We start from the raw sequence: 11,913 nt of genomic DNA on the forward strand, positions 1-11,913 counted from the left end.
TCGTCCAAGCGGCCTCTCGGTTTCAGCCTGACGGTCATAGCCTGGTAGTCTTTTGCAGGTATTTGTCTCATTCGCCAGGTCGCATCTTCGACCCTGACTTTTTCATCCCCCAATGAGGAGGACGCTTGATCGGCGCAATTCGGAGGGCTTTCAGAACGCCCGACCTGAGGAACAAACTCCTCTTCACCCTGGGCATTCTTGTCATCTTCCGCCTCGGTTCGTTCATTCCCTCGCCGGGAATCGACTACACCCAGGTTCAGGAGTGCGTGGCGTCCCCGCAGCTGAATGAGGGCGGGTTCGCGATGATCAACCTGTTCAGCGGCGGTGCACTGCTGCAGCTGTCGATCTTCGCTCTGGGCATCATGCCCTACATCACCGCCAGCATCATCGTGCAGCTTCTGCGCGTAGTCATTCCGCGCTTCGAGTCGCTCCACAAAGAGGGAGCCTCGGGCCAGGCGAAACTGACCCAGTACACGCGCTACCTGACCATCGGGCTGGCCGTGCTCAATGCCACGACCCTCGTGTCCACCGTGCGCTCGGGAGCGCTCTTCGGCCAGATCGAAGGCTGCACCGACCTCATCACCAACGACACCTGGTGGGGCATCGCCGTCCTCGTCATCACTTTGGTGGCAGGCACCGGCCTCATCATGTGGCTCGGCGAACAGATCACCGAGCACGGAGTCGGCAACGGAATGTCGCTGCTCATCTTCACCTCGGTGGCTTCGGCCTTCCCCTCGTCGCTGGGAGCGATCTTCCGCGAACAGGGCATCGACATCTTCCTCATCGTCATCGCCGTCGGTCTGGTGCTCGTGGCACTCGTCGTCTTCGTCGAGCAGTCCCAGCGCCGCATCCCGGTGCAGTACGCCAAGCGCATGGTTGGTCGGCGGATGTTCGGCGGGACCTCGACCTACATCCCGATCAAGGTCAACATGGCCGGTGTGATCCCGGTGATCTTCGCTTCCTCGGTTCTCTACCTGCCGAGCCTGATCTCGCAGTTCTTCGATCCCGAGAGCAAGTGGGTGGAGTGGATCAACACCTACTTCACACGCGGTGACCACCCCATCTACATCGCCACCTACGCCGTGCTGACGATCTTCTTCGCCTACTTCTACGTCGCGATCACCTTCAACCCGGAGGAAGTCGCCGACAATATGAAGAAGTACGGCGGCTTCGTCCCCGGCATCCGGGCAGGAAAGCCCACAGCCGACTACCTGAGCTTCGTGCTCAGCCGCATCAACTTCCCGGGCTCGCTCTACCTTGCCTTCATCGCACTGATTCCGCTGATCGCGCTGGTTCTCATCAACGCGAACCAGAACTTCCCGTTCGGCGGCACCTCGCTTCTGATCGTGGTGGGCGTCGGTCTGGAGACCGTCAAGCAGATCGATGCGCAGATGCAGCAGCGCCACTACGAAGGTCTGCTGCGCTGACCGACCCCGACCGCGGAAATCCATTGGAAGGAAATACCTTATGAGCTCACGCATCATTCTGATCGGCCCCCCTGGTGCCGGCAAAGGCACCCAGGCCGCACGACTGTCCGAGGCGCTGAACATCCCGGCGATCTCGACCGGTGACATCTTCCGAGCGAACGTGAAGGGCGAGACCGAACTCGGCAATTTGGCCAAGCGCTACATGGACGCCGGCGAGTACGTCCCCGACGAGGTGACCAATTCGATGGTCGCCGATCGACTGGGCCAGGACGATGCCGCTGAGGGATTCCTCCTCGACGGCTACCCGCGCACCAGCGCGCAGGTGGACGAACTCGATCGGATTCTCGCCGCTCAGGGCCACGAGATCGAGAAGGTCGTCGAGCTCACCGCCGATTTCGACGAGGTCGTCGCCCGCCTCCTGGCGCGCGCTCAGACCGAAGGCCGCAGCGATGACAGTGAAGACGTCATCCGTCACCGCCTGGACGTCTACGCCGAGCAGACCCAGCCCTTGACTGACATCTACCGCGAACGCGGCCTGCTGCGCCAGGTCGACGGACTCGGTGAAGTCGCAGAGATCACCGACCGAATCCTCGACTCCATTCGATGATCTTCGGTCCCAGGATCGAGCTGAAGTCTCCTGAACAGCTGGTCACGATGCGCCGGGCAGGCCTACTCACCAACGAGGTGCTGAAGGCTGCTCGCGCAGCAGCAGTCCCGGGCGCCACCACCGCCGAGGTGAATGCAGCCGCCGAATCTGTGATCACCGCGGCGGGAGCTCAGTCCAACTTCCTGGGCTATCAGGGGTTTCCCGCCGTTGTGTGCATCTCCGTGAACGAGGAGATCGTGCACGGCATACCGGGCGAGCGGGTCCTCGAGTCCGGGGACCTCGTGTCCATCGATGGTGGAGCCATCGTCGATGGGTTCCACGGTGATTCCGCCTTCACAATGATCATCGGCGGAGATGCCGCTGGGTCGAAGGCGGACATCGCACTGTCCCAGGCCACGGAGAAGGCCATGTGGGTGGGCATTGCTGCGTTCGCAGCAGGGAGCAAAGTCAGTGACATCGGGGATGCCATCGACGATCACGTCTCAAGCGAAGCCCCCGATCTGGGCCTCGTGGAGGAGTTCACAGGCCATGGCATCGGAACGGCTATGCATATGCCGCCTGAGGTCCTCAACTATCGGGCGCGTTCGAACGGGCCCAAGATCAGATCGGGAATGTGCCTCGCGATCGAACCCATGCTCACTGCCGGCAGCAGCGAGACGATCACCCTGGCCGACGACTGGACCATCGTGACCGATGACGGATCACGTGCCAGCCATTGGGAGCACAGCGTCGCCAGACATGATGGGGGAGTCTGGGTACTGACAGCTGAGGATGGAGGAGTGGCTGGTCTTGCACCCTTCGGAATCACTCCTGTGCCTGCGGCTGGTGCTTGAGGAAGATCGCCGCTTCAGGTCTGCGGCGTCGGCCGCTTTCGCTTCAGGTCATTCGTCGTCACGATGTGCATGATGACGAACAGCGCCGAGGCTGACATGAGACTCAGTGCGAACATCCATGCCGCGGTCTCCTGAATCCCGAAGCCAGCGCTCATGAACGCGGCGAAGGTGATGAAGGCCGTGATCGCTCCGCTCAGCACCGCGGCGGTGCGTGCGGTCTGGAAGACCCGCTGATTCTTTTCGTACACTTTGTCGTCCATGACGCTGCTCCTCGTACTTGTGACCGTCTTTTCGGCCTGCTCGACAGGATCCTTGCGCTTTCACGTTAGGATCTGGGCATGACGGGTGTCCACGATCACACGAAACGTCGGGAAGATGTGGGCGATCGATATCGTCTGACCCGCATCGCCTTCGACGTCATCTCCGTCTTCGGCTGTCTGCGCGCTCAGGGCCTGCCCGGGCCCGTGATCGTCGGTATCCTCGCCGAACACGGCTATTCGTCCTCGAGCGTGCACAATCAGCTGGTGCGGATGGTTCAGCGCAATATTCTGACCAGCGAGAGACTCGGACGAGTCTCCATCTATCGATTGAGTCCGCGCATACTCTCCGGCTTCATGGACATCGCGGGCGACCGCGAGGAACCGACTTTTGAAGGCCGGTTCCACTGCGTGATGTACTCGATTCCCGAGTCAGCGCGGATGCAGCGTGACCGGTTCCAATACGTGAGCAGAATGCTCGGGTACCGCCAGCTGCGCCCTGGACTGCTTTTGTCCTTTGCGGATCTCTCATCTGCATTGTCGGCTCAGCTGCCGGCAGTCATCGAGCCGGGCTGGTGTGAATACGCCACGATGCAACCTGCGGATATCGCCTCCGCGAAGCGAATGACTGCGCGAGCCTTCGACGTAGGGTCCGCGACTCTTGAGCTTCCACCGCTTGAGAGCGAGCTGGCTGCACTGAGCCAGGATGGCAGCCAACCGGGTGGTGGACACCCTGAGTTGCCGTTGGTGAAGTTCTTCGACGTCTATTTCCAGGTCGCGCGAGCAGTCATGACGCATCCGATACTTCCATCGGAGCTGGTCGGATCCGACCAGCCTGCCCTGCGTTTCCGCAATCTCATGGACCGCTGCAACCTGGAGTACTGCCTGAGATTCGACCAGCAGATCCTGGAGTGTGCTGGTTCGAGTTCAGCCTTCGACCTCATCGAGTGGCTGCCGAACAGCTGAACCGACTGTGTCCGATGACAGCACTGTGCCGGATGAGGCCATTGTGCTCGATCAGAGGGCGGAGGCGATGCGCTCGATCGCGTCGGTGAGCAGGGGGCGCGGCAGTGCGAAGTTGAATCGGATATGACCTGCGCCGACTTCACCACACAGGCGCCCCTCGGTGATCGCGACGTGGGCCTGGGCATTGAAATGTTCGGAAAGACCGGTCTCGAGCCCATATCCGCGCATATCCAACCACGCCAGGTACGTGCCCTGGGGAGGGAGGAACGTGGCATTGGGCAGATGTGTGGCCACGAGGTCGGTCAGAAGCTCACGATTGCCCTTGAGATAGGCGGTGATCTCGGCCAGCCAGTCACCTGACTGGGTGTACGCCGCTGTGGTGGCTAGGATGCCGGGGTTCGAAGCCGCACCCGAGACGAAGTTGCCCTTCTTCGCCCAGATCGCGCGGTCGTCTGCACTGGTGAAGATCAGCTGCGCGCATTTGAGTCCGGGAATGTTGAACGCCTTCGACGCAGCCGTTGCCGTGACCGTATGGGACGCGGTGGTCTCATTCAAGCTCGCGTAGGGAATGTGACGGGCCGGTTCGTAGACCAGCGGTGCGTGGATCTCATCGGAGAACACACGTGCATCATTGCGCTCGACGACCTCGGCGAGCTCCAGAAGCTCACTCTCCGTGTACACCTTCCCGATCGGATTATGGGGATTGCACAGAACCAGGGTGGCCCCGGGCACCAGCGCGGCATCGACTGCATCGAGGTCGACGGACCAGCCTGTCTCGGACCGGATCATCGGCACCTCGATGAGCTCTCGTCCTGTGACCGCGGCGACATCGAAGAAGGGCATGTAGGCGGGCGTCGGAAGGACGATCGGGGTATCGGCCGGGGTCAGGTGGGTGAGGATGCCCAGGAAGCTTGCGATGACATCGCTGGCGAGCTCGACATGCTGCTCCGGGAACTGCCAGCCGTAGCGTTCGGCGCAGAACGCCGAGGTGGCCGACTTCAGGTCGGAGACGATCGACTGCGGTGCATAGCCGAAGAGATCGCGCTCATCGACCTCGCGCAGAGCCTGGCGCACGCCCGGTGCGACACCGAAGTCCATCTCTGCGATGAACGCGCCGAGGCTGCCCGGGAAGCTTGACCACTTGCGTCCGCCTTTGGCGATGAGTGAGTCTTCTGAGATCGAATCCAGGTCCTGCACGTGATGCTCCTTCGTTGGCCGTTGCGAGACTGTCCGGTTTCACGCTAGCAGGGCAACCGCCGCGTACGCGGTCCGTTCTGACATGCACGGTCACGGACTAAAGTGGACCTTGCAACAGGATCTGGGCCCAGTCATTGAGACAATTGAGAGGTGGTGGTCGCGATGTCTGCACCGCCGCAGTCGGTGTTCCGCCGGAATCAATGGGCTCTGAGCCTGGCGCAGCTGTTCTCCGGCATCGGCATCGCCACAGGGTTCGCCGTCGGCGGGATCCTCGCGGAGCGTCTGACCGGACGCACGGAGCTCGCCGGATTCGCGCAGACTGCGTCCATCCTCGGCGCCGGACTGCTTGCCGTTCCACTGGCGAAGCTGGCCGAACGCAGAAGCCGGCGCCTGGCATTGGCCATCGCCTACGCGATCGCGCTCTGCGGTGCCATTCTCATCGTGGCCGCGATCCTGTTCGGCATCGACATCGCCTTCTTCATCGGCATGGGCTGCTTCGGGGCGGCGACGGCCGCGGGGCTGCAGGGCCGCTATGCTGCCACGGATGCGGCTCCCGACCATCTCAAGGGCTCAGCGATGTCCGTGGTCGTCTGGGCCACGACGATCGGCTCCGTCATCGGACCCAACCTCTCGGGGCCCGGTGCCGGAATCGGCCGAGCCCTGAACCTCGACCCGTTGTCGGGTCCGTTCGTCATCGCGATCGCGGGCTTCGCACTTGCCCTTCTCAGCGTCCTCTTCCTGCGCCGACTCACACCTGCCACACGGGATGAGTCCTCGACGTCCCCTCGCCGAGGTGGCACCTGGCAGGCCATCAGACGTTCCCCGAGCGCGCTCATGGGGCTGTTGTCCGTGGTCACCGGGCACATGATCATGGTGGCGACAATGGTCATGACACCGCTTCACATGGACCACCATGGGCTCGGCCTCGAACTGATCGGCATCACGATCGGCGGGCATATCCTCGGCATGTACGGACTCTCCCCGGTCTTCGGCTACCTCACCGACAGATACTCCGCCGGTCGTGTGATTCTCCTTGGCCACGGACTGTTCGCCGTGTCCTTGGTCCTCGGGTTCATCGATGCTCTCGGCGAGTCGTCGTTCGCCCGGCTGTCGGTGGCGCTGTTCGTCTTGGGTCTGGGCTGGAGCGCTTGCCTCATCGCTGGATCCACCCTGCTGACCAAAGAGATCGATCCCGCGCATCGCATGTCGGTGCAGGGACTCTCAGACGCAGGAATGAACTTCGGGGCCGCCGCGTTGGCAGCGTTGTCCGGGCCGCTGCTGGCCTTCGGCGGGTTCGCATCGATCGCCCTGATGGGCTTCGTCGTGCTCGCGATCGCCGTCATTGTGAGCATCCGGGCCGGGTACGGAACTCGACGCGCGATCTGAACCTGGGACCGCCTCGGCGAGGGGGGAGGTCGATTGTAGGGGACTTCACTCCCGTAAGCCAGCACCGTGTGGAAGAATCTTCGGCCATAGTGTAGGGTTGTTGATTGGTCTGTTCTCACTCAACTCACCCTTTTTCAGTTGTGGGCGGCATTTGCCATCCGCAACTTTTCATGTGGTGAGGTGGGCCACGGACCATGGGGTCGTCGGGGTAAATCGACGATACACGATTACGTCGAACGCGAAGTTTTCGCGGGAATACGAGGTTAGCGAACGATATGGCCAAAAAAGAAGGGGTCATTGAGATCGAAGGCGCCGTTGTCGAAGCCCTCCCGAACGCATCGTTCCGGGTTGAGCTGAGCAATGGGCACAGGGTGCTTGCGCATATCTCAGGAAAAATGCGACAGCACTACATTCGAATTCTCCCTGAGGACCGGGTCATCGTGGAGCTGTCTCCATACGATCTTTCGCGTGGGCGAATCGTTTACCGCTACAAGTAAGGATCTTCGATCATTCGTACCCGCCCCTGCGCAGGGGTAAGGGTCGGAAGAAGGAAAAACCATGAAGGTTAAGCCAAGCGTCAAGAAGATCTGCGAGAATTGCCAGATTACCCGCCGTCACGGTCGGGTCATCGTCATCTGCTCCAACCCGCGTCACAAACAGCGCCAGGGTTGAGCAGCTCTTCGAGCAGACAGAGGCACCCGAAAGGGGCTTCAGCAGCACCACACCCGCGCAGACCTCGCCATCTGCACTGCCTTTAGGGCAGCGTCAGGACGATACCTTCGGTCGGGGGCCGAGGACCTTGGGAAACCAAGGACAGGTCTGCATCAGCACCTCCGGAACTACAACAGGAGATAGTACCTATGGCACGACTTGCCGGAGTCGACATCCCGCGTGAAAAGCGCGTGGAAGTCGCCTTGACTTATATCTACGGTGTGGGCCGCACCCGTGCGCGCCAGACCCTGACGGAAACGGGAATCAGCCCTGATACCCGTGTGAAGGACTTGAGCGATGCCGAGCTCGTCCAGTTGCGTGACTTCATCGAGGGCACATTCCAGGTTGAGGGCGACCTCCGACGTGAGGTTGCTGCCGACATTCGCCGCAAGGTGGAGATCGGAAGCTACGAAGGCCTGCGTCACCGCCGCGGTCTGCCGGTTCGCGGACAGCGGACCAAGACGAATGCGCGTACCCGCAAGGGACCGAAGCGCACCGTGGCCGGTAAGAAGAAGTAACATGCTCACCCGGTTGACCAGCATCAGCCACCTCGATCAGGAGTAAAACACATGCCTCCCAAGTCACGCGCCGCTACAGTGCGCAAGCCTCGCCGCAAGCTCAAGAAGAATATCGTTGCCGGCCAGGCACACATCAAGTCAACTTTCAACAACACCATCGTGTCGATCACCGATCCGACCGGTGCTGTCATCTCCTGGGCCTCCTCAGGTGAGGTCGGCTTCAAGGGTTCGCGCAAGTCGACCCCTTACGCCGCGCAGATGGCCGCGGAATCCGCTGCCCGTCGCGCACAGGAGCACGGCCTCAAGAAGGTCGACGTCTTCGTCAAGGGACCAGGTTCGGGACGCGAAACCGCGATCCGTTCGCTGCAGGCCGCCGGTCTGGAACTGGGCACCATTCAGGATGTCACTCCAGTTCCGTTCAACGGCTGCCGTCCCACCAAGCGCCGCCGCGGCTGATCCTTCCGTGTATCTGCGACCGATGACGGGGCAAGCCCCGGCATCAGTCGCAGAGCGGATTCCAAGATAAACCGAACCGTTCTTCATGGCTTCAGGCCATGACGTGCAGTGCGAACGTCATATAGCGGATGTTCGCTGAAAGGAAGCCCACGTGCTCATTGCACAGCGCCCAACGCTCACGGAAGAAGTCGTCTCCGAGAATCGCTCACGGTTCGCCATCGAACCACTCGAGCCAGGATTCGGCTACACCCTCGGCAACTCGCTTCGTCGTACCCTGCTGTCGTCGATTCCAGGTGCCGCCGTCACATCCATCCGGATCGACGGTGTGCTCCACGAGTTCAGCACCGTTCCAGGAGTCAAGGAGGATGTCACTGAGTTCATCCTCAACCTGAAGTCCCTGGTCGTGTCCTCGGAATTCGATGAACCGGTCGTTGCCTACCTGCGCAAGCAGGGCCCCGGCACCGTGACTGCCGCCGATGTCTCTGCTCCTGCCGGAGTCGAGATCCATAACCCAGATCTGCATATCGCCACGTTGAATGGTGAAGGCCGTCTGGACATGGAGCTGACCATCGAACGTGGACGCGGATACGTTTCGAGCGCTCAGAACAAGAATGCGGATGCAGAGATCGGTCGGGTCCCCGTTGACTCGATCTACTCGCCGGTTCTCAAGGTCACCTACAAGGTCGAGGCCACTCGTGTTGAGCAGCGCACCGACTTTGATCGCCTGGTGCTCGACATTGAGACCAAGCCGTCGATGACCCCACGCGATGCGATTGCATCTGCGGGTAAGACACTGGTCGAACTCTTCGGCCTGGCTCGGGAACTCAACGTCGAAGCCGAAGGCATCGAGATCGGACCCTCGCCGGTTGACGCAGCTCTGGCTGCCGATCTGGCACTGGCCATCGAAGATCTCGATCTGACCGTGCGCTCCTACAACTGCCTCAAGCGCGAAGGAATCCACACCGTCGGCGAACTCGTTGCCCGCAGCGAAGCCGATCTGATGGATATCCGCAACTTTGGTTCGAAGTCGATCGACGAAGTGAAGGCCAAGCTCAACGAGCTGGGCCTGAGCCTCAAGGACAGTCCCGCCGGGTTCGAACCCGGTCTCGTTGATGAGGACCAGTCCTACGTCGAAGACGAACAGTACTGATTAAGACCTAGGAGTAAGACACTATGCCAACCCCAACCAAGGGTCCTCGTCTCGGAGGCTCCCCAACACACGAGCGCATGATGCTCAACAACATGGCTGCGGCCCTGTTCGAGCACAAGAAGATCACCACGACCGTGACCAAGGCCAAGCGCCTGCGTCCGGTGGCGGAACGTATGATCACTCATGCCAAGAAGGGCGACCTCGCCGCCCGTCGTCGCGTGCTCGGAAAGATCGGCGACAAGTCGATCGTGCACGAGCTGTTCACCTCGATCGCCGAAACCATGGCCGAGCGTCCCGGCGGATACACGCGTATCACCAAGATCGGTCCCCGTGCCGGTGACAATGCGCCCATGGCCGTCATCGAACTGGTTCTCGAGCCCTACTCGCCGAAGCAGGCAACTGTGAAGGAAGCCGAGCAGGCCACCGAGACCGCAGCAACGGCGAACACGAGCGAAGAGGTCGTCGAAGAGGCTCCTGCTGAGTCCACTGAGGAAGCAGCCGACTCGGCCGCAACCGAAGAGGTCGCAACCGAAGAGGTCGCTGAAGAAGCAACCGACGAAAGCGCCGAAGAGACCAAGTAAGACTCTTCAGTCGCAACAACTCAGGCGGGCACCCGATGGGTGCCCGCCTGAAGTGTATTCACAGGAGAGTGGTCGTGTACGGGATGCAAGAGGAGTCTCAGCACCTCCCGTCAGGACCATGTCGCACTCACTAGTCGGGCAGCAACCACTCAGCGGCTATTCCTCCCGGTGCTGGTGGAGGAATAGCCGCTGAGTGTAGGGCATGATGAAGGTGGCGGACTCAGCTCGCCCGACGCACTTGAGTCCGTCAGGCGAGCCGTTGGTCCCTCACTTCACTCGTGAGAGTTCAACTGATTCGTCGAATTCGCGGTCTGTGTCCGCATTGGGCTTGTACGTGAACCTGCTGACCACGACCGCCACAATGAGGTTGATGGCGAAGCCGGGAATGATCTCGTAGATCGATTCTGTCAGCGGTGTGCTGACCTGTCCCCAGATGAACGCTACTGCAGCACCCGAGATGAGTCCGAACAGCGCGCCCCAGTTGCTGAGCTTCTTCCAGAACAGGGTCAGCAGCACGATCGGCCCGAAGGAGGCACCGAAGCCGGCCCAGGCGAATGCCACCAGATCGAGGATACTGTTCGACGGCGATATCGCCAACAGTACGGCGATGATCGCGACGACCAGGATGCCGAGGCGACCGAGGAGGACATAGGTCTTGTCCTGCAGGGTGCGCTTGGAACCAGTGCGCAGCGCCGCGATCTTGTAGAGATCCTCGATGAGAGCCGAAGAGGTGACGACGAGCTGCGATGAAATCGTCGACATGATCGCCGCGAGCACCGCAGCCAGGACCAGTCCCGCGATGAATGGGTGGAAGAGGATCTGAGCCAGATCCAGGAACACCGTCTCCGGGTCGGTTGGTTCCATATCGGCATGCTCGGAGAAGTAGGAGATCCCGACGATCGAGGTGGCGATGGCCCCGAGAGCGGAGATTCCCATCCACCCAACACCGATCCGGCGAGCCACTTTCGCATCCGCAGGAGTCCGCAGCGCCATGAACCGCACGATGATGTGCGGCTGGCCGAAGTAGCCCAGACCCCAGGCGAGAGCAGAGATGACAGCCAGGTAGGTGCCACCGGCCCAGAACGGTCCGCTGCCGAAGACGTTGAGCAGGCTGGGATCGATCTCCTTGACGTTGGAGATCACATGTGACGGACCGCCAGCGTTGACCACCGCGACGATCGGGACCGCGATGAGTGCGGCGAACATCAGCAGGCCCTGGGCAACGTCGGTGAGTGTGGCACCGAGGAATCCGCCGAACAGCGTGTAGATCATGGTGATGGCCGCGACGATGAGCATGCCGGCGAGATAATTCAGGCCGAAGCTCGATTCGAAGAACTTGCCAGCTGCCACCATGCCGGAGGAGACGTAGAAGGTGAAGAAGACCAGGATGATGACACCGCAGACGATGCGCAGCAGGCGGGTGTTGTCCTTCAGACGCTGCTCGAAGAAGCTGGGAATGGTGATCGAGTCACCGGCCTTCTCCGTGAATGACCGCAGACGAGGGGCCACGAACTTCCAGTTCACCCAGGCTCCGGCGGTCAGACCCACAGCGATCCAAGCCTCGACCAATCCCGCCGCGTAGATGGCTCCGGGCAGCCCCATGAGCAGCCAGCCGGACATGTCCGAGGCTCCGGCGCTCAGTGCGGCAACGCTGGGGCGCAGCCCGCGGCCAGCCAACATGTAGTCGTCGAGGCTGTTCTTGGTTTTGCGGTACGCGAACCAGCCGATGGCCAGCATTCCTGCAAAGTACAGGACGATTGCAATTGTGCGGAAAGTGGTTTCCGTCATTAAAGTCGTCTCCTTTTGTAAACCGGGGCGACTCTA

General features: G+C 61.3%; 14 protein-coding genes. 11 read left to right on the forward strand and 3 right to left on the reverse strand.

Annotated features, from left to right (window positions below):
• The first annotated feature begins 125 nt into the window (after window positions 1-125).
• From secY to map, 3 genes are read left to right on the forward strand one after another with little or no spacing between them, the layout of a single operon-like run.
• Window positions 126-1,427 (forward strand): preprotein translocase subunit SecY, encoded by a 1,302-nt coding sequence (gene secY, locus HX613_RS04065; RefSeq protein ID WP_235344183.1) that lies wholly within the window; start codon window positions 126-128, stop codon window positions 1,425-1,427.
• 40 nt (window positions 1,428-1,467) lie between these two features.
• Window positions 1,468-2,034: an adenylate kinase gene (locus HX613_RS04070; RefSeq protein WP_235344184.1), complete on the forward strand. Its 567-nt coding sequence runs from the start codon at window positions 1,468-1,470 to the stop codon at window positions 2,032-2,034.
• Window positions 2,031-2,867, forward strand: a complete 837-nt coding sequence (gene map / locus HX613_RS04075) for a type I methionyl aminopeptidase (protein WP_235344185.1) — start codon at window positions 2,031-2,033, stop codon at window positions 2,865-2,867. The genes HX613_RS04070 and map overlap by 4 nt, the downstream gene beginning before the upstream one ends.
• A 14-nt stretch (window positions 2,868-2,881) precedes the next feature.
• Here map and HX613_RS04080 read toward each other — a convergent pair whose 3' ends face one another.
• On the reverse strand, window positions 2,882-3,127 hold the full coding sequence (locus HX613_RS04080; RefSeq protein ID WP_235344186.1) for a hypothetical protein: 246 nt from the start codon (window positions 3,125-3,127) through the stop codon (window positions 2,882-2,884).
• 78 nt (window positions 3,128-3,205) lie between these two features.
• Between HX613_RS04080 and HX613_RS04085 the strand changes: the two genes are divergently transcribed.
• Window positions 3,206-4,090 (forward strand): PaaX family transcriptional regulator, encoded by an 885-nt coding sequence (locus tag HX613_RS04085; protein WP_235344187.1) that lies wholly within the window; start codon window positions 3,206-3,208, stop codon window positions 4,088-4,090.
• 51 nt (window positions 4,091-4,141) lie between these two features.
• On the opposite strand, the gene HX613_RS04090 is transcribed toward HX613_RS04085, so the two are convergent.
• The gene (locus HX613_RS04090; RefSeq protein WP_235344188.1) at window positions 4,142-5,287 is read right to left on the reverse strand and encodes a MalY/PatB family protein; all 1,146 of its coding nucleotides are present in this window, start codon (window positions 5,285-5,287) and stop codon (window positions 4,142-4,144) included.
• Window positions 5,288-5,449: 162 nt separating this feature from the next.
• Here HX613_RS04090 and HX613_RS04095 point away from each other — a divergent pair, with 162 nt between their 5' ends.
• The 7 genes from HX613_RS04095 to rplQ all read left to right on the forward strand — a co-directional run bounded on the left by HX613_RS04095 (window position 5,450) and on the right by rplQ (window position 10,089).
• Complete coding sequence (locus HX613_RS04095; RefSeq protein ID WP_235344189.1) at window positions 5,450-6,673, forward strand: MFS transporter; 1,224 nt, start codon at window positions 5,450-5,452, stop codon at window positions 6,671-6,673.
• Window positions 6,674-6,948: 275 nt separating this feature from the next.
• On the forward strand, window positions 6,949-7,170 hold the full coding sequence (gene infA / locus HX613_RS04100; protein ID WP_101574514.1) for a translation initiation factor IF-1: 222 nt from the start codon (window positions 6,949-6,951) through the stop codon (window positions 7,168-7,170).
• A gap of 61 nt (window positions 7,171-7,231) precedes the next feature.
• The gene (gene rpmJ / locus HX613_RS04105) at window positions 7,232-7,345 is read left to right on the forward strand and encodes a 50S ribosomal protein L36 (RefSeq protein ID WP_009884960.1); all 114 of its coding nucleotides are present in this window, start codon (window positions 7,232-7,234) and stop codon (window positions 7,343-7,345) included.
• Between the two features lie 188 nt (window positions 7,346-7,533).
• Complete coding sequence (gene rpsM, locus HX613_RS04110) at window positions 7,534-7,902, forward strand: 30S ribosomal protein S13 (RefSeq protein ID WP_092102951.1); 369 nt, start codon at window positions 7,534-7,536, stop codon at window positions 7,900-7,902.
• Window positions 7,903-7,953: 51 nt separating this feature from the next.
• A complete protein-coding gene (gene rpsK, locus HX613_RS04115) occupies window positions 7,954-8,358 on the forward strand; it encodes a 30S ribosomal protein S11 (RefSeq protein WP_009884958.1) in 405 nt (134 codons plus the stop codon).
• Window positions 8,359-8,509: 151 nt separating this feature from the next.
• Window positions 8,510-9,508, forward strand: coding sequence for a DNA-directed RNA polymerase subunit alpha (locus HX613_RS04120; protein ID WP_143921942.1), 999 nt, complete (start codon window positions 8,510-8,512; stop codon window positions 9,506-9,508).
• A 23-nt stretch (window positions 9,509-9,531) separates the two neighbouring features.
• Window positions 9,532-10,089: a 50S ribosomal protein L17 gene (gene rplQ / locus HX613_RS04125; RefSeq protein WP_235344190.1), complete on the forward strand. Its 558-nt coding sequence runs from the start codon at window positions 9,532-9,534 to the stop codon at window positions 10,087-10,089.
• A 267-nt stretch (window positions 10,090-10,356) separates the two neighbouring features.
• On the opposite strand, the gene putP is transcribed toward rplQ, so the two are convergent.
• Window positions 10,357-11,877 (reverse strand): sodium/proline symporter PutP, encoded by a 1,521-nt coding sequence (gene putP, locus HX613_RS04130; RefSeq protein ID WP_235344191.1) that lies wholly within the window; start codon window positions 11,875-11,877, stop codon window positions 10,357-10,359.
• Between the last annotated feature and the right edge of the window lie 36 nt (window positions 11,878-11,913).

Origin of the sequence: Brevibacterium sp. UCMA 11754, assembly GCF_021532275.1 — a bacterium.
Classification (GTDB): domain Bacteria; phylum Actinomycetota; class Actinomycetes; order Actinomycetales; family Brevibacteriaceae; genus Brevibacterium.

Bases quoted from the DNA above. Each gene is read 5' to 3' on its own strand.
- HX613_RS04085 (WP_235344187.1), top strand. From the start codon at position 3,206: ATGACGGGTGTCCACGATCACACGAAACGTCGGGAAGATGTGGGCGAT.
- infA (WP_101574514.1), top strand. From the start codon at position 6,949: ATGGCCAAAAAAGAAGGGGTCATTGAGATCGAAGGCGCCGTTGTCGAA.
- rplQ (WP_235344190.1), top strand. From the start codon at position 9,532: ATGCCAACCCCAACCAAGGGTCCTCGTCTCGGAGGCTCCCCAACACAC.
- rpmJ (WP_009884960.1), top strand. From the start codon at position 7,232: ATGAAGGTTAAGCCAAGCGTCAAGAAGATCTGCGAGAATTGCCAGATT.
- rpsM (WP_092102951.1), top strand. From the start codon at position 7,534: ATGGCACGACTTGCCGGAGTCGACATCCCGCGTGAAAAGCGCGTGGAA.
- map (WP_235344185.1), top strand. From the start codon at position 2,031: ATGATCTTCGGTCCCAGGATCGAGCTGAAGTCTCCTGAACAGCTGGTC.
- HX613_RS04095 (WP_235344189.1), top strand. From the start codon at position 5,450: ATGTCTGCACCGCCGCAGTCGGTGTTCCGCCGGAATCAATGGGCTCTG.
- putP (WP_235344191.1), bottom strand. From the start codon at position 11,877: ATGACGGAAACCACTTTCCGCACAATTGCAATCGTCCTGTACTTTGCA.
- HX613_RS04070 (WP_235344184.1), top strand. From the start codon at position 1,468: ATGAGCTCACGCATCATTCTGATCGGCCCCCCTGGTGCCGGCAAAGGC.
- rpsK (WP_009884958.1), top strand. From the start codon at position 7,954: ATGCCTCCCAAGTCACGCGCCGCTACAGTGCGCAAGCCTCGCCGCAAG.
- HX613_RS04080 (WP_235344186.1), bottom strand. From the start codon at position 3,127: ATGGACGACAAAGTGTACGAAAAGAATCAGCGGGTCTTCCAGACCGCA.